14 protein-coding genes are annotated in these 17,430 nt (G+C 55.9%); 10 read left to right on the plus strand and 4 right to left on the minus strand.

Annotated elements, in window-relative coordinates:
• Window positions 1-319 precede the first annotated feature (319 nt).
• Complete coding sequence (locus tag B347_RS0112940) at window positions 320-1,231, minus strand: LysR family transcriptional regulator (protein ID WP_019410126.1); 912 nt, start codon at window positions 1,229-1,231, stop codon at window positions 320-322.
• A gap of 88 nt (window positions 1,232-1,319) precedes the next feature.
• Between B347_RS0112940 and B347_RS0112945 the strand changes: the two genes are divergently transcribed.
• From B347_RS0112945 to B347_RS24985, 4 genes are all read left to right on the plus strand, one after another.
• The gene (locus B347_RS0112945; RefSeq protein ID WP_026014161.1) at window positions 1,320-2,207 is read left to right on the plus strand and encodes a LysR family transcriptional regulator; all 888 of its coding nucleotides are present in this window, start codon (window positions 1,320-1,322) and stop codon (window positions 2,205-2,207) included.
• A gap of 188 nt (window positions 2,208-2,395) precedes the next feature.
• Window positions 2,396-3,580 (plus strand): efflux RND transporter periplasmic adaptor subunit, encoded by a 1,185-nt coding sequence (locus tag B347_RS0112950; RefSeq protein WP_019410128.1) that lies wholly within the window; start codon window positions 2,396-2,398, stop codon window positions 3,578-3,580.
• A gap of 14 nt (window positions 3,581-3,594) precedes the next feature.
• Window positions 3,595-6,813 carry an efflux RND transporter permease subunit gene (locus B347_RS24980; protein WP_019410129.1) on the plus strand — a complete coding sequence of 1,073 codons (3,219 nt, stop codon included), beginning with the start codon at window positions 3,595-3,597 and terminating at the stop codon, window positions 6,811-6,813.
• Between the two features lie 220 nt (window positions 6,814-7,033).
• Entirely contained in the window at window positions 7,034-7,573 is a 540-nt protein-coding gene (locus B347_RS24985; protein WP_019410130.1) for an SRPBCC family protein, read from the plus strand.
• A gap of 111 nt (window positions 7,574-7,684) precedes the next feature.
• On the opposite strand, the gene B347_RS0112965 is transcribed toward B347_RS24985, so the two are convergent.
• Window positions 7,685-8,932, minus strand: coding sequence for a benzoate/H(+) symporter BenE family transporter (locus tag B347_RS0112965; protein WP_019410131.1), 1,248 nt, complete (start codon window positions 8,930-8,932; stop codon window positions 7,685-7,687).
• A gap of 243 nt (window positions 8,933-9,175) precedes the next feature.
• Here B347_RS0112965 and B347_RS0112970 point away from each other — a divergent pair, with 243 nt between their 5' ends.
• Complete coding sequence (locus tag B347_RS0112970) at window positions 9,176-10,675, plus strand: PLP-dependent aminotransferase family protein (RefSeq protein WP_019410132.1); 1,500 nt, start codon at window positions 9,176-9,178, stop codon at window positions 10,673-10,675.
• A 228-nt stretch (window positions 10,676-10,903) separates the two neighbouring features.
• Entirely contained in the window at window positions 10,904-11,239 is a 336-nt protein-coding gene (locus B347_RS0112975; RefSeq protein ID WP_026014162.1) for a hypothetical protein, read from the plus strand.
• Window positions 11,240-11,435: 196 nt separating this feature from the next.
• On the opposite strand, the gene B347_RS0112985 is transcribed toward B347_RS0112975, so the two are convergent.
• Window positions 11,436-12,617 carry a GGDEF domain-containing protein gene (locus tag B347_RS0112985; RefSeq protein ID WP_026014163.1) on the minus strand — a complete coding sequence of 394 codons (1,182 nt, stop codon included), beginning with the start codon at window positions 12,615-12,617 and terminating at the stop codon, window positions 11,436-11,438.
• Between the two features lie 74 nt (window positions 12,618-12,691).
• Window positions 12,692-14,089 carry an MFS transporter gene (locus B347_RS0112990; RefSeq protein ID WP_019410136.1) on the minus strand — a complete coding sequence of 466 codons (1,398 nt, stop codon included), beginning with the start codon at window positions 14,087-14,089 and terminating at the stop codon, window positions 12,692-12,694.
• Between the two features lie 129 nt (window positions 14,090-14,218).
• Between B347_RS0112990 and B347_RS0112995 the strand changes: the two genes are divergently transcribed.
• From B347_RS0112995 to B347_RS0113010, 4 genes are all read left to right on the plus strand, one after another.
• Window positions 14,219-14,842: a helix-turn-helix transcriptional regulator gene (locus B347_RS0112995; RefSeq protein WP_019410137.1), complete on the plus strand. Its 624-nt coding sequence runs from the start codon at window positions 14,219-14,221 to the stop codon at window positions 14,840-14,842.
• 65 nt (window positions 14,843-14,907) lie between these two features.
• Window positions 14,908-15,708 (plus strand): GNAT family N-acetyltransferase, encoded by an 801-nt coding sequence (locus B347_RS0113000; RefSeq protein WP_019410138.1) that lies wholly within the window; start codon window positions 14,908-14,910, stop codon window positions 15,706-15,708.
• A 216-nt stretch (window positions 15,709-15,924) separates the two neighbouring features.
• Window positions 15,925-16,614, plus strand: coding sequence for an HAD-IA family hydrolase (locus B347_RS0113005; RefSeq protein WP_019410139.1), 690 nt, complete (start codon window positions 15,925-15,927; stop codon window positions 16,612-16,614).
• An 81-nt stretch (window positions 16,615-16,695) separates the two neighbouring features.
• Entirely contained in the window at window positions 16,696-17,370 is a 675-nt protein-coding gene (locus tag B347_RS0113010; protein WP_019410140.1) for an MgtC/SapB family protein, read from the plus strand.
• Window positions 17,371-17,430 lie beyond the last annotated feature (60 nt).

A 17,430-nucleotide genomic window follows, 5' to 3' on the forward strand; every position in this document is an offset into this window, starting at 1 on the left:
ATATAGAAACGCAGTGTGGCGTTTTAAGCCACAATCAGCCGGCTGTTTTTTTTGCAAAAAAAAGACCCGCATGCGGGCGGGTCAAAAGTAAACCAAAGGTCAGCGAAACAAAAAAACAAGGCGTGTTGAAAATCCATTGGCTTTATATTTCGCTGTACAGGAGTCTACTGAGTTAGTTGCACAAACATAATCGACATTGGTGATATTTATTATTAAAAGCAATGCGCGTTTATTGAAGGTAGCAGGGTGTATTGATGCAGGTGTCTATGTTATGCGCGATCTTTAGATTAATGGGCGTGATTGCTATTTAGCCCATTTATTAAATTGCGGGAGATCTTAGACTCTCCGACAGGTGGTTTAAAACCACTCGAGTTTTTGCCGACATTTTCTGTCCCGAGGGTATGAGTGCGTGCACCGGCAGTCCTGCTGTACTTGAGTTAGGCAGCAATTGGACGAGTGTTCCCTCGGCGAGGTAAGGCTGGGCCATGCGATCGAGTATCTGCCCAACGCCCAGGCCTTTGACCATGGCGTCGATGATCACCTGAGTGTCAGACGTAATGATTTGTGGTTCAGGCGAGATTTCCCTGATGTGGCTTCCATCAAGAAGCGTCCAAGGCCGTAAGCGGCCGTTGCGTCCGCGAAAGATCAGGGCTGAGTGATTGGCGATTTCACTCACCGATGAAATGGCCCCTCGACGTGCGATGTAATCTGGAGAAGCGTAGAGGCCAAATGTCGTGTCGCACAGCTTTCGAACGGTCATTTCGCTGTCCGTCAGCAAATCACCGATACGAACTACGATATCCCAGCCTTCTGCTACCGGATCGGACACCTGATCGGTGATTGCCAATTCTAGGGTTAATTTCGGGTAACGCACGCCAAGAGCCGCGAATGTAGGTAATAGCAGGCGACCGAAACTCGCGGGTAGGTTGAGTCGCACGCGTCCAATCGGTTCGTTGCGCCGGACCTTTAGGGCATGTTCCACCTCTTTCAGATAATCCAGAGCCGTCAGAGCCCCGACAAGGTAGGTTTCACCGTCTTCCGTGAGACGAACGGCGCGAGTGGTCCGCTGGAACAGTTGAGTGCCGAGGCGTTTTTCCAAGCGTTGAACGGCCTTCCCGACGTTGGATTTGTCAGTCCCTAACGCTTCGGCAGCGCGGGTAAAACTGCCCGTTTGCGCAACCGCGGTAAACGTCACGATATCGGGCATTGAAATATCAGAACGCCTGATCATTGTCTCTCCTGGCGCCATTTGGCGTGTCGTTAGCCTAGGAGTACTCTGATACAACAACAAACAATCTTTTCTTGTATGAGATACAAATATGGCAAGAGCCTCTAGATTAGGTATTAGGCAATTGCGGATTTTCTCTGCATTGCTGAAGGAAAAAAATCTGAGCGTTGTCGCTAACCATATGGGCCTGACGCAGCAAGCTGTCAGCGCAAATGTAGCGACGTTGCGCGAGGTTTTCGGCGATCCGTTGTTCGTGCGTACGGGCCGTGGAGTGATGGCCACGGCACTGGCGCAAGAACTTGCGATTGAGGTTAATGAAATTCTTTCAGCTCTCGACCGGCTAGTGGATCGTGCGCCGTTCGATCCCGCGCAGGTGGTGGCCCAGATGAATATCTGCGGGGCGGACTATGCGCACCACGTGGCAATGGGGCCTCGCTTGAGTGCCATTCGCCAGCAGGCGCCGCATATAAAGTTGATCCTGAGCGAACTGCAAATTGATGCTGTGGCTGGCAAAATGGCCAGCGGTGAGATCGACATTGCGATCACGCTTGCGGAGTACGTGCCAGCCCACTTTCCTCGACGGACGCTGTTTCATGAGCACTATGTGTGCGTCGCGGATGAGTCGTCTGCGCTCTGCGAGAGCGTTATCAGTCTAGAGACCCTGGCCCGGCAGCCTCATGTCGTAGTGTCACCTGCGCGGGCAAATTTGCAGGGCTCGGCAGATGGTTGGTTCGAGCAACGTGGCTTGCAACGCAACATCATCCTGTCGGTGCCGCATTTTCTGTTGGCCGGGCAAATGGTAAAAGCCACCGGGGCCGTTGCCTTCATTCCCTCCCGCCTGCTGCCTTACCCTGGCCTGAAAGTAGTGCAACTCGAAGAGAACGCCAGCCCGCCTGGGTATGAATTGATTGTGGCCTGGCATCCCAACTCAGAATCAAGCCCGCTGATCAACTGGATGGTTGAGATGTTAGTCGGCTGATCCCCCTCGATTCTTATTGTGTCGATAAACGCCACAATGGGTGTCTTTGCGCATCGTTTATCAAACCGTTGACGCCTTCCACAATGGCCGCCTCCGGTCCCGTGTGATTATTCCGCTGAACTGGTCCGCCACAGACGATAGGCCGTAAGGCCTAGCGTTAACTGATCTGTTTAACAGGAATCATCTCGATGTTTGCTGCTCGTAAAAATGTCTCCGTAGCGCTTAGTGCGCTGTTTATCGTGGTGTGTGCTGCGGGCGTACCATTTGCGCAACGCCATCAAGGTATGTTGATCAATTCTGCGTCAGCGGCTGACACGCCTGCGCCAGCCGTTGCAGTCGGTGTCGCTGTGGTCATCTCGCAACCGATTACCGAGTGGCAAGCCTTCTCCGGGCGTTTGGAGGCGATTGATGACATCGCCATCCGGCCTCTTGTCTCCGGCGCAATTGTCGGCGTGCACTTCAAAGATGGCAGCGTCGTAAAGCGCGGCGATTTATTGTTCAGCATCGATCCCAAGCCCTATCGGGCTGAGTTGGACCGCGCAGCAGGCGTGTTAGCCGCCGCGCAATCGCGCACCGTTTTCGCGACATTGGACGCCGCGCGTGCTGATCGGCTTATTGACGCCAATGCGATTTCCAAGCGTGATCGGGACGAGAAGCACAATGCGTTACGTGAAGCCAAAGCTCAGGTCAAAACTGCGCAGGCTGCGGTGGACACGGCGACAATCAACCTTGGTTACACGCAGATCGTTGCGCCTATTGCTGGCCGGTTATCTCGCGCCGAACTGACTGTGGGCAATATTGTGGCAAGCGGTGCCGCTGCGCCGCGTTTGACGACGCTGGTGTCGGTGTCTCCGATTTATGCGTCGTTCGATGTCGATGAACACACGTATTTGAACTACTTAAGTGACGGATCCCGACTAGCGGTGCCGGTATCGATGGGGTTGGCGAATGAGTCGGGATACTCGCGTCAAGGCCAGATCGACTCGGTCGACAACCAATTGGATAGCCGCTCAGGCACCCTCCGTGTACGCGCCCGTTTCGACAATGCCAATGGCGCACTTCTTCCGGGCTTGTACGCCCGTATTAAAGTCATCGGCGGTCAGCCGCACACCGCAGTGATGATCAATGATGCGGCGGTCGGCACCGACCAGACGCGTAAGTTCGTGTTGACCGTGGATGAGCAGAATCGCGCCCACTACCGCGAGGTGATACTGGGGAATCTGCATGAAGGGCTGCGTGTGGTGACGAGTGGGCTGAAGGCTGGAGACAGGGTCATCGTCAATGGCATGCAACGGGTTCGGCCGCAAGACACTGTGAATGTACAAAGCGTCGATATGGCGAGCTTGGCTCCTTCAATTAAGCCCGCAGCCTAAGGCGAAAAAGCCCCATGAATATCTCAAGATTCTTTATCGACCGTCCGATCTTCGCCGGCGTGTTGTCGGTATTGGTTGTTTTGGCCGGACTCATTGCTCTATTTAAGTTGCCTTCCTCTGAATACCCAGAGGTCGTACCGCCTTCAGTGATTGTGCATGCTCAGTATCCGGGGGCAAATCCCAAGGTTATAGCCGACACCGTCGCCTCACCGATCGAGGAGCAAATCAACGGCGTCGAGGACATGCTCTACATGCAGTCGCAAGCGACCAGTGACGGCAACATGACCACCACTGTGACGTTCAAACTCGGCACTGACCCCAACCTTGCTCAACAACTTATCCAGACGCGGGTCGCCCAAGCGTTGCCGCGTTTGCCGGAAGACGTCCAGCGCCTTGGGGTGACCTCAATCAAGTCATCGCCCACGTTGACTATAGCGGTGAACCTGGTCTCGCCGAACCGTCGCTACGATATGCCCTACCTGCGCAATTATCTGCTGATCAACGTGCGGGACAGGCTTGCGCGAATTCCTGGTGTCGGTGAAGCGAGGCTGTGGGGCGGGGGTGATTATTCCATGCGCATCTGGCTGGACCCGCAGAAAATCGCGCGCCTGAACATGACGGCGACCGATGTGGTGAATGCCATTCGAGAGCAGAACGTGCAAGTCGCAGCAGGCATGGTCGGCGGCGCGCCAATGATGACCAACGTGCCTTTGCAGTTGAGTATTAACGCCCAGGGACGGCTGAAAACCGAGCGGGAGTTTCTCGACATCATCCTGAAGTCCTCAGCGGATGGTGCCGTGACTCATTTGTCGGATGTTGCCCGGGTCGAGGTCGGCGCTTCCGAATATGGGTTGCGTTCACTGTTGGACAACGAGCAGTCAGCGCAAGTTGTGATCTTCGAGCAGCCTGGCGCTAACTCGTTGCAGATTTCCAAGGATGTTCGTGCCGCGATGGACGAGTTGCAGGCGGACATGCCCGAAGACCTCGAATATCGAATTGCCTATGACCCCAGCCAGTTTGTTCAGGAAAGCATCAACGCGGTGATCATGACGCTATTCGAGGCGATTGCCCTGGTAGTGCTGGTGGTAATTGTCTTTTTGCAAACGTGGCGCGCCTCGCTGATACCGCTGTTGGCGGTGCCGGTATCGATCATCGGCACCTTTGCGTTGCTACTGGCCTTCGGCTTCACGATCAATGCGCTATCACTGTTTGGCATGGTGCTGGCCATCGGCATCGTGGTCGACGATGCGATCGTTGTCGTCGAGAACGTCGAGCGCAATATCGAGGCTGGGCTGTCTCCCCGCGATGCAACCTATAAAGCCATGCAGGAAGTGAGCGGTCCGATCATTGCGATCGCCCTGACGCTGGTCGCGGTATTCGTGCCGTTGGCGTTCATGTCAGGGCTAACGGGGCAGTTCTACCAACAGTTTGCGATGACGATCGCTATTTCAACAGTTATCTCCGCGTTCAACTCGCTCACTCTTTCACCGGCGCTCGCGGCGGTGCTACTCAAAGGTCACCACGCGCCTAAAGACTGGCTAACCCGAGTGATGGATCGCCTATTTGGGCGTTTTTTCGATGGTTTTAACAACGTCTTCAACCGTGGCTCGAAGGCGTATGGCAAAGGAGTCAATCGCCTCGTCAACCGCAAAATGGTGATGCTAGTTATCTACGGTCTGCTTCTGGGCGCCGCAGTGTTCATGGGCAAAGTCGTGCCTGGTGGGTTTGTCCCACAGCAGGATAAGGACTATGTACTGGCGGTGGCGCAATTGCCCAATGGCGCTTCCATGGAGCGCACTGAACAGGTGGTGCGCAAAATGGCCGAAATTGCACACCGGATACCGGGGGTCGAGCGCGCTGTTCAGTACCCGGGGATGTCGATCAACGGCTTCACGCACTCCTCGAGTGCGGGGGTGATCTTCATGATTCTCAAACCCTCGATTCAGCGTGGTGAGGGTGAATCAACGGTCAATATCGTCACTCAATTAAACGCTGAGTATTCGCAGATCAAAGAGGCAAATGTGGCGGCGTTTCCTCCGCCACCCGTGCTGGGCCTCGGCACGCTGGGCGGCTTCAAGTTGCAGATTGAGGATCGCGGCTCACTTGGCTATGAAGCGCTAAACGATGCCACACAGGCGTTTCTGGCCAAAGCAGCGCAGGCACCGGAGTTAGGCCCCTCGTTTAGTACTTTTCAGATTAACGTGCCGCAACTCAACGTTGAGCTCGATCGGGTCAAGGCCAAGCAATTGGGCGTTTCGGTGACTGATGTATTCGCCACGCTGCAAATTTATCTGGGGTCGGCCTACATCAACGACTTCAACAAATTTGGTCGTGTCTATCAGGTACGTGCTCAGGCGGACGCGCCTTTTCGCGCCACCGCAGCGGACATCGGGTTGCTCAAAACCCGCAACGTGGAGGGGGACATGGTGCCCCTGTCTTCACTGGTGAACGTCACGACCACGTATGGTCCTGAATCCGTGGTGCGCTACAACGGTTATCCGGCAGCCGATATCAACGGAGGACCGGCACCGGGTTATTCGTCAGATCAGGCGCAAGCGGCGGTCGAACGGATTGCCGCCGACGTATTGCCCCGTGGAGTGAAGTTTGAATGGACGGACCTGACTTATCAGCAGGTCTTGGTGGGTAACGCTTCGTTGTGGATATTCCCGATCAGTGTGTTGCTGGTGTTTCTGGTGCTGGCGGCCCTTTATGAAAGCCTGACCCTCCCGCTTGCGATCATTCTGATCGTGCCGATGAGCCTCTTGTCAGCGTTGATCGGCGTGTGGCTGACCGATGGAGATAACAACATTTTTACCCAGATTGGGTTGATGGTGTTGGTGGGTCTGTCGGTGAAAAACGCGATCCTGATTGTCGAGTTCGCCAGGGAACTGGAGATGCAGGGACGCACGGTCATAGAGGCAGCGGTGGAAGCGAGCCGCTTACGTTTGCGCCCGATTCTGATGACGTCTATCGCGTTCATCATGGGGGTGGTTCCGCTGGTGTTTTCGTCAGGGGCTGGCGCGGAAATGCGTGAGGCCATGGGCATCGCGGTGTTCTTTGGCATGCTGGGTGTGACCCTGTTCGGCTTGATGCTGACGCCGGTGTTTTATGTGCTATTTCGCAAAATATCGGGTGTCGAACATCTGGTTGATAAGCACGGGATGCATCCGAGTCTTCAAAGTGTCGCTGCCGGCCACGTTCACAGCGGCTCTAGCGTGCCGTACCCACAGTGAGAATGAACGTTATGAAAGTATCTTCTATTCGGCCGAACCCCGCGAAGCACTGGAGCGTGGGCTGTGGTGGACCGTATTTAACGACACCGTACTCAATGACCTTGAACATCAGGCCATGCTGAGTAATGGGAGATCAACCTACCTTAGCTGGAGTCCGTCCTGAGCAGTAAGCGACCCGCCTCCTAGTACCACTTCAATCATGGAAAAAAAGAGAATGACAATGACTGATACAGCGTTCCAAACCGTTGTGGCCGAAGCCAGATCTCAGATCAATTGGCCTACTGCCTACCACCCGCAAACTGCGCCCTTGTATGCTGCCAACCATTTGGTGATTCCCGCATCACCTGCAACTGTGTGGGCGTGGTTGACGTGCGCCGAAAGCTGGCCGCAGTGGTATCCCAATGCTCTGGATGTCGAGTTTGTGATTTGGCCAGGTCCATTTCTTCAAGCGGGCTCTGTTTTCAAGTGGACGACCTTCGGATTTCGGCTCACCTCGACCGTTCATGATTATGAGACTGAACGGCGTCTTGCATGGATTGCCGTGGCTGACGGTGTAAAGGCCTATCACACCTGGTATCTGCATCCGCTTCCTGACGGCAGCACTTTGCTGATTACGGATGAAACTCAAATCAGTACGCTAGGTATTTGGGCGACCGAAGGGTTCACCCAAGGCTTAGTCGAGCAGCACGATATCTGGTTGGAGCAGTTGAGCATCAAGGCGCAATCGGGCCTTGCGACGCTGCCATCCCCATCGCATTAATTGCAGAGATTATGAGGGACTCGTGTTGGGGCTAACGATGCCCCATGGGTTCGCCCGTGAGCTGTTGGCCGATTGCTGTCGTCCGTGAAGGGCTGCAATCGGCCGATTCTTTTATCGGGCGTCGTGGGTCGTTACAACCGGTTTGACGACAGACACGGCTTGCGACTTACGAAATGACAAGCGGCCGTTGAGTACGGCGTATGCCACAAGACCCATCAGCAATCCCCAGAACGCCCCACCGATCCCAAACAGGGTGATGTCGGAGGCGCAGGCAAGAAAAGTAATCAAGGACGCTTCGCGGGATTTGATGTCAGCCATGGCACTGGTGATGCTGGCGCCGATGGTGCCCAGCAAGGCTAGGCCGGCCAATGTCGTAATGAAGGTCGCCGGGAGCACCATAAACACAGTGGCTAGCGTTACCCCGAACACCCCGATCACGATGTAGAACACCCCCGCTGCAACGCCCGCGATCCAGCGTTTGGAAGGGTCTTGCGAGGCTTCCTTGCCGGTGCAAATGGCGGCCGTTATCGCGGCGATGTTAAACGCGTGAGAGCCGAAGGGCGCCATGAGCAATGAACCCAGCCCGGTGATGGTCAGAATTGGGTTGGCGCTGGTGCGAAAGCCATCGTTGCGCAGCACCAGCATGCCCGGCATGTACTGACCGGTCAGGGTGATCAGAAACAATGGCAACGCGACACTCAGTAGCGCATTGAACGAGAACTCAGGCCGGGTAAAAACGGGCACCGCGAATTGCAATTCCAGCCCCGAAAAATCGACTCGGCCTTGGATCAGCAAAAACGCCATTCCCAGCACGAGAATGCCCACCACGGCGTAGCGTGCAGTAAAGCGTTTGAGTACAAGGTAGGCGGCAACCAGCAGCCCGACCAATATGGGGTCGACGCTCATGCCGCCAAATGCACCGACACCGAATTTGAGCAGGATACCGGCCAACAACCCCGCGGCCACACCCGGTGGAATAAGACGGATGACTTTTTCAAACTGCCCCGATATACCCAGCAGCACGAAGGCGGCGGCAGAAATGATGTACGCGCCAATTGCCTCGGCATAGCTCGTTGTCCCGAGTACGACGACAAGAAATGCAGCCGCAGGTGTCGACCAAGCGGTAATGATCGGCTCACGGGTCAGCCAACTGAGAAAGAGCCCGGTAATCCCCACGCCAATCGACACCGACCAGACCCACGAAGCGGTTAGCTCGGGGCTTAAGCCTGCGACCTTGGCTGCTTGAAAGACCAGAATGAACGTACCGCCATAGTTGACGATGACCGAAATAAGACCGGCAACGATTGGATGGATAAGATCGCGTAGACGAATTGGCGACGGGGGGGCTGAAGAGGGCATGTGTTCTTTGCTCCTTGCAAAGTCAGGGGCTTGGGCGAGGCGTCATTTATAGGCTTTAAATGGCATGCTTAGCCCCTACACTTTTATCCAATGAACCAGACCACTTTCGCCGCGACATGTACGCGTAATGAACACTCACAACAGGCGGTCTCTCTGCGCTTAAAGGCACGAGCGATTTTGAGAGCGCGTACAGATAGACTGGCCTACCTTTTAAGGTGTTTTTTTGGGAGTTAGGCAGACCACATGGCGAAAACCTTCGAGTTGGAAACGCTGAAAATGCGACTCGACGATGACGAGTTTAAGTTGCTGGATCTGCACCAGCGGATTCAGCGTGCGTTGCGTGCGTTGATCCTTGATGGTGCCCTTGACCCTGGTTTGAAGTTGCCCTCAACCCGGACCTTGGCCAAGTCGCTCGGCATGGCGCGCGACACTGTGGAGAATGCCTATGTGCAATTGCATCGTGATGGTTTCATCGTGCGGCGCGAGGGGGCGGGCAGCTATGTGTGCGAGATGCTTGGCGTCGAACTGCATGGGGCAGCACGCAGACGTATTAAAACGCCAGACAGTAAACACCGGGAGGATGCACCCAGTGCCGGGCTGAGCTTGCGCGGGCGGATGATCTTCAACAGCGGCGGCATCAATGATCAGCAGGCGGTCAATGCGTTTGCTACCGGCTTGCCAGAAACCCGCACCTTTCCCACCGACGTTTGGGAGCGCCTGCAACGCCAGGTCATGAAGGACTATCGCGCCAACGTGTTACTGCATGGCGACCCGCAAGGGGCCGCGCCGTTGCGCAAGGCCATCGCCACCTACTTGAATCTGGAACGCGGGGCTAAATGCTCACCAGACCAGATCCTGGTGTTGAGCAGTACTCGCCAAGCGCTGTTCTTGTGTGCCCTGCTATTAGTGGACGCCGGTCAATCAATCTTGCTGGAAGACCCAGGCTACTTCGGCGCCAAGAAAGCCTTTGAAGCGGCAGACACCAAAGTCGTGGGCATTGATGTCGATGAACTGGGCATCCGTACGCAATTGCTCCGGGCAGACCGCAGTGGCGCCAACTGCGTCTATGTCACACCGTCTCATCAATACCCCACGGGAGCGACTTTGCCGCTGGAGCGCCGACTTGAACTTATCAATTGGGCAGCGGAGCAGGGCAAGTGGATCATCGAAGACGACTACGACAGCGAGTTTCACTACGACGGGCATCCGACCGCCTGCGTGCAGGGCCTGGACAAATATCGACGCACTATCTACCTAGGCACCTTTAGCAAAACACTCTACCCAGGGTTGCGAATGGGCTACATGATACTGCCGCATGAGTTGGTCAAAACGTTCACTTACGCGCGCAGCATTATGGATGGCCACACGCCACAAGTCCTGCAACTGACATTGGCGCGCTTTATGGAAGATGGTCATTACAACGCCCATGTCCGCGCCATGCGCAAACTCTATGCCGGACGCCGAGCCGTCACGCTGGGTGCGATTAGCAAGCACCTGGACGGCATTGTCACAGCGCTGCGTCCTCAAGGCGGACTGCAAATCCCTTGCCTGCTTGCCGATGGTTGGTCTGAAGAGAAAACCATTCGCCAGGCTGCCAGCGCGAACGTACAGCTGTCGGGTCTCAGTCGGTTGTACGCGGGCGATAAGAAGAAACAAGGTTGGCTATTGGGTTATTCATCCTTGACCGCTTATGAAATCGAAGCGGCGATGCTACGTCTGGCCAATGCGCTGAGGGAACAATAAGAAAGGGTCAACTGTTGGACTTTGCAGGTTGGGTGCCGATCATCCCAGTAGACATGGGGATCTGGGTTTGTACCCACCGGCTTGACGTCGCGCAGGGCATCAACCACGGGTTGCAACGCCATGTCAGCGATAGAAAGTGAGCCGCAAAGCTGTCAAAGACTTCAGCCTTTCGGGTAAAGTGCCCCCGCCCAATATTTGGATTCGGGCTTTATTCAATGGAGTAACACCGTGAAGATGTTCAGTAAAACCCTCGCTTCAGCTGTCTGTGTATTGGCTCTGGCGGGTTGCACCGGTACGGCTATGAAGACCCATCAGTACGATAGCAATCAGTACACCGTCGTAGGCCACAGTGAAGCCAGCGCTACGGGCCTGATGCTTTTTGGTCTGATTCCTATTGGTCAGAACAGCCGCTTTGTTCGCGCGCAGACCTCTGCCATCCAAGCCAAAGGCGGCGATGCGCTGATTAATACTCAAGTGCAGGAAAAGTGGTTCTGGGCCTGGGTTCTGAACGGCTACACCACTACCGTTTCCGGCGATGTGATCAAGCTGAAAACGGCTCAATAAGCAGCACTTGATTTAAGAAAGCCCGGTTTCCGGGCTTTTCTGTTTTTGGCGGTTGGGGATTGGGTCTCCAACAGGAATTGCCCAATGCAGCCCGCCGCGACGCGGTAAGGTTCACACGGTTTGCCCAGTCCTTTTGGCAAATCACCGCGCAGAATCAGCCCTTGCAAAGACTCGATAGTGCCTTCTGGCGCCATGATTAATGGCCCGGCCTTTCGGAGCGCATCTCACTCTGGGTCCGGTCCACCAGACGCAGGCTATTGCGACCCCCGCGTTTGGATGCGTACAGGGCGGCATCACCCAATTCGATCAGTTGACTAAGGCTGGCGGGTGGACGGTCGAACAATTCAGCGCCGATGCTTAAGGTCACCGCTTGCGGCGTGGCGAATGTTTGTGAGGTTAGGAGGTAAAACGGATCGCGCAGTGCTCTACCCAGAGCCTCGATGCTTTCAGTTGAGGTGTTGCTCAACAGAATCACGAACTCGTCGCCGCCTAGGCGAGCGGCCAGCGCGCCTTTGGGCAGTACCGCACGAATAATTTCACTCAATGTAACCAGTAGGCGGTCGCCGGCTGTATGGCCAAACAAGTCGTTAATCAGTTTGAAATTGTCGATGTCGATCAGCAGCAAGGCTCCCGCCTGCGTGGGCGAGACACCGTTCAACAAGGGCGGAGCGCGCACTTCAAGGGCGCGGCGGTTGTACAGGGCGGTCAATGGATCACGGGCGGCCAGTCGGGCGATATTTTTTTCGCGCCGGTAGCGCTCGGTCCCGGTCATCGATAACGCGATCAGCATGATCGCCATGGACCCTTCGACCAATGAAATCTGAATGATTTCGCCCCGAAATGCTGCAAGGTCGATCAGTTCGCCGGGTATCACAGCTGTTAACGCTTTGGCGAGATAAAACAAGCCGTGGATTAACAGCACATAACGCAACTGCACCGCGCCCACGCTCAACGATTTGCCGTGAGGGCGTAACAGCCAACTGGCTTTGAGGGTCAACACGGCCACTAACAGCGAGTTGGCCAGTAGCATGATTCGTGACCATGACGGCTCACTCGGGATAAGCAGCAGCGCGGGCCAGATAACGAACGTCAGGTACCAGCCTCGTGACAGACGCGCTTGGGTGAAGCGGGCAACACCCAACAGAAACAGCCAGTGGGCGACCACCAGCAGACCATTGGCGAACCAGATGCCGATCAACAGCAGCCCGCTGCTGCGTAACAGCGCGAGCGTTGAGCCGACTGAAATGGTTGCAAAACCTGCGCTCCAATACAGCAGCGAAGGCTCGCGGACGCTGCGCCATTCAATGGCAAGATACAACGCGGCGGCAGCGGCCAGTGCGATGCTCAGGGTCAATAAAGTAAGGGGGTCTAGCGCCATAAATTGACCGGGATGTCTGATGTGCAGGGAGTGATGGCAATTGTATGCGTAATCACTGACCCTGCGGCATGGACTTATGTGCGCGTTGCCCGTCGCGCCATCACCAGCGCTAAGACGGGCGCCAGAACAAACAGCCCAAACAACCATTGCGCCGCGTTGCTGATGCCCGCATTGCTGGTCGTATCATTGATTCCCGCCATGTTGGCGATCACACCTGCCAACGCTGCGCCCATTGCCATGGCAAACAGTTGCAGGGTGGTAATCGACGCGGCGGCGGTGTCTTTATCACGCTCTGAGGCGACTTGCAGGATGCGTGTGAGCAGGTGCGGCCAGCCCAAGCCTATGCCAAATCCGACCAGAAAGAGCCCAAGGCAGATAGGCGCCAGTTGTTTCCATTCGCCCAAGCTCGCCATTGGCGTAGTGATTGCCAGCATCACCAGCCCGACAATGATAAACAGCGGCCCCGCGAGAATGGCTCGTTGTGTATTACGGCCTGTCCAGCCGGAGCTGAGAATTTCTGCAACGGTCCAGCCTGCGGCCATTAATGCGGTCATGTAACCGGCAGCCAACGGCGACTGGCCATGCAGGTGTTGCAGAAAATACGGCATGAATATCTCACTGCTCATGCCGATCACCAACAGGCAGGTGGTGGCGTAAAGCGCGCATAGCGGAGTGCTGAATTTAAACGCGTCTTTGGGCAGAAGACGAACCGTGGCGCTCGATTCGTGACGAACCAGCACAAACACCAGAATCGCACAGGCTGCAATACCCAGTAAGTTCCAAATCGGCAACGACGAAACGCTGCCAGAGCACACCGCCAACACAGCAGCGGCCAACAGGACGAGTTGCGTCACAGGCAGGCGACTGGGCGTGACGGGCGCCTCATCGCGGGGTGGCAACGCACGCTGAGTGAGCACGATGTAAGCAAGGCTGATCGGCACCATCGAGCCGAAGGCCAGACGCCAAACGTCCATTTCAGCAAACACGCCGCCCACCGCCGGCCCGACCAGTGTTGCGACACCCCACATCCCCGAGACGAGGGCCATTGCCCGTGGCCACAAACGTTCTTCGAACACCAACTGGATCATCGAGTAACACAAGGCCAGCAATATCCCGCCGCCCAATCCCTGGATCAGTCGCCCGACTAGCATCACCGGCATGCTCGGTGCTAATGCGCAGATCAATACGCCGACCATAAACACCAGCGTGGCAATGGTGTAAGCCAAGCGTGGGCCAGTGCTTTGCAACAGCTTGGAGGTGAGGGCGGAGCCTAGGATTGAGGCCACTACATATAACGTGGTGCTCCACGCATAGAGCTCTAGCCCGCCTATCTCGGCGACCACAGACGGCAAAATTGTGGTGGCGATATAGGTGTTGGTGGCATAGAGCGCTATGCCACCAGAGAGCGCGATGGAACGGGTGGCGTTCTCACCGAGGAGTAATTCTCCCCAACGGCTGTCCTGGGTTTGCATCAGTGACTCCTTGTGCTGACTCTGCTGTTTTAAAACCTGGCGAATTGCTTCAACGGCAGGCTTGAGTTAATTTGCCAAGCAAGTGCTTTGAATATTGCGGTGAGGCGAAATATTTTGTCAAGAAATGACTTGGAAAATTCATCGGCATCTCCGGCGGATCGTTTACTGCATCTGCTCAAAACGCGTGGCCCACAACTGGCCAGTGATGCGGGCGAATTCTTGGGGACGACGGGGGAAGCTGCGCGTCAGCAATTAGTGAAGTTGGCCGCGAGCGGCTTGGTCCAAGCTCAGTCAGAGGTGCGCGGAGTAGGGCGCCCGACGCAAGTCTGGCACCTGACGGCGGCGGGGCATGCGCGCTTTCCTGATACCCATTCGCAACTCACGGTTCAATTGTTGCAGACGGTGCGCGAGACCTTCGGCGAAGACGCCATTGATCGCTTAATCGATGTGCGTGAACGCCAGACCCAGGCCTTGTATGAGCGGGAGATGGAAGGGCTGGTGGACTTGAAAGCGCGAGTCGAGCGATTGGCGCAGTTGCGCACGCGCGAAGGCTACATGGCCCAGTGCAGTGAACAGCCGGACGGTGCGTTGATCTTGGTGGAAAACCATTGCCCGATCTGTGCCGCGGCCACCGCGTGTCAGGGCTTTTGCCGTGCAGAGTTGCAGGTCTTCGAGAACGTATTGCGGGCTAAAGTCGAGCGAGTGGAACATATCCAGTTGGGTGCCCGACGCTGTGCCTATCGAATTGCCTAATCAGCCTGCCATCGACTCAGACGTGTATCGATGACAACGCACTTAATTTGCTGGAGTACCTGCACATGGATGTCATCAAGGCCACCGCCATCGAAACCGCCGAGCGAGAGTACTTACGTGCTCGCGTGTACCACTTGGCTCAAATTGAGGGCAACCCGTACGCGGCCCGCATTTTTGCTAATGGCAACTTCCCCTGTTTTCAGGTGAAAGCAGCACCCAGCCCCATGTTCAATCGCATTTATGGCGATGCCTCGGCAGAGCCGCAAGCCATCGTTGAGCTGCTCGAACAGAACGCTGCTTACTCGATGGTTACGCCGTACTTTGGGCCGCCCTCATCGCTTGAGCCGTGCCTGTCTGTCGCAGGCCGTCGACTGGAACGTTTAAAGGGCTGGACCCATGTGCAATTAGCCTGCGCCATCGAACATGCAGTACACGGTCAGTACGCGTTCGATATTGAGGAGGTCACGTCGCAAAGCCTTCTCGCATTTACAGCGCTTCACGCGAGTGGGTTTCATACCAAACCCGCGCAACGTGCCGCCAGCCAAGCCTCTTTCGGCAGCCTGCAAACCGACAAGGCGCTCACAATCTATGTGATTAAAGAGGCGGGCGAGGTGGTGGCAGGCGCTTCAATGCACCTTGCCAGTAACGGAGTGGCTTACTTGGGCACTGCGGTTACTCAAAAGGGCATGCGCGGTCGAGGGTTTCACGCAGCGCTTATTGCTTACCGCATAGCGCAAGCAGCAGAACAGGGCGCCCTTACGGTCGCGGCAACTGCGTTAGCCAACTCGCAAAGTCGGCGAAATTTGCAGCGTGCAGGCCTTAAGGTTTCTCACAGCCAATCACTCTACCGCCTGTTAGAACGCTAAGGACGCCAGAATCTGCTACGCAGTTGTCATCAATGATGGACTGATCCGCTGCATTGCCCGAAGCGATTGGACGGAGCTGAACAAGTGGTGATCAATCATTGATTAGTAGCCTGCGGCAGCGGCTAGAGGATTTCTCTGCTCAACACACTGGCATTCTGGCAACGCGGGCAGTTAAGGTGCGGAATCCATTTAGCCCTTCGCCACGGATTTGTTGTGATGAACACACCGCGTACTGCTGTCGGCCCGATCAAGGCCGTGATTTTCGATATGGACGGCTTGTTGCTCGATACAGAAGGCATTTACTCCGACGTCACGCAAATCGTCGTCGAACGTTATGGCCGAACGTATGATTGGAGCATCAAGCAGCACATCATTGGCCGGGGCGCTCAAGACCTGGCGGAGTACATTGTTAACGCGCTGGATTTGCCCATCACCTGGCAAACGTTTTTGCGCGAACGTGAGCCGCTCATGGCCGAGCGTTTTTCCAAGGCCCTCGGCATGCCGGGCGCTGAAGAGTTGGTGCGGCACTTGAAGGCTCACAGTATCCCGATTGCCGTGGGGACCAGTTCATCGAGCAGTGGTTTTGGTTACAAAACCACATTGCACCGCGAGTGGTTTGCGTTGTTTGACACCATCGTCACTGCCGATGACCCGGAAGTCGGCGCTGCCAAGCCTGCGCCCGATATTTTTCTGACCGCTGCACGCCGTCTGGGCATCGCGCCAGAAGATTGCTTGGTGTTCGAAGATTCGCCCTTTGGCGTGACGGCTGCCAAGGCTGCCAACATGACTGCCATCGCCGTTCCCGATGCGGCCATGGTCGACAGCAAGTATCACCACGCTGACCTGATTATTCGCAAGTTGGCGGAGTTTGACCTCGGCACCTACGGCCTGCCGCCGCTGCGCTGAAGTGAATCTCGAGCCAGGTAATCCTTGACTATGCTGGTGGCTCGTATTGCATCGGTAAGTTGTTATGAATGAGGGGTTTTCATGATTTCAGAGTGGGAAATGTGTGTGCGCTTGCTGCTGGCTGTACTGCTGGGCAGCCTGATCGGTTTTCAGCGAGAACACCTGTTTTGGACAGCAGGTTTGCGCACCCATATGTTGGTAGCAACCGGTGCTTGTCTGTTTATGATCGTCTCCGCCTTTGGCTTTCAACAGGCGCTGACCATGCCAGGGACACAGTTGGACCCTTCTCGAATTGCTGCGCAAGTGGTCACCGGCATCGGCTTTTTAGGGGCTGGCTCGATCATGGTGCGCGGGGACGTGATCAGAGGCCTAACCACGGCCGCAAGCTTATGGGCCGTCGCCGCCATAGGCATGGCCATTGGTAGCGGGCTGTACATGCTGGCCGTCGCTGCGACCGTCATAATTTTGCTGACCTTGGTGGCGTTGGGGCCGGTAGAACGGCGTTATCGCGATTATGTAAAGGTGCATGTGGTCAAGCTGGTGGCACCCACCGGTGTTGTTTCCTATTCCAGCCTCCAGCAACTGTTGGGTGAACGTGCGGATCGCATCAAACAGGTGATCGTGGAGCGCGGCCCGGACGTGGGCACTGAAAGCGTTATTGTCCAGTTCGGAAAAACCACCCGCGTAGAGTCGGTGGAATTGTTAAAGCAGATCCTGACCCTTCCCGGGGTGCGCGAAGAACCCGCTCAACATTAACCCGCCCCTGTAGGAACGCGCTTGCTCGCGATCTTTTGATCTTCTAAAAAGAGCGCGAGC

Source organism: Pseudomonas psychrophila HA-4 (assembly GCF_000282975.1).
Taxonomy (GTDB): domain Bacteria; phylum Pseudomonadota; class Gammaproteobacteria; order Pseudomonadales; family Pseudomonadaceae; genus Aquipseudomonas; species Aquipseudomonas psychrophila_A.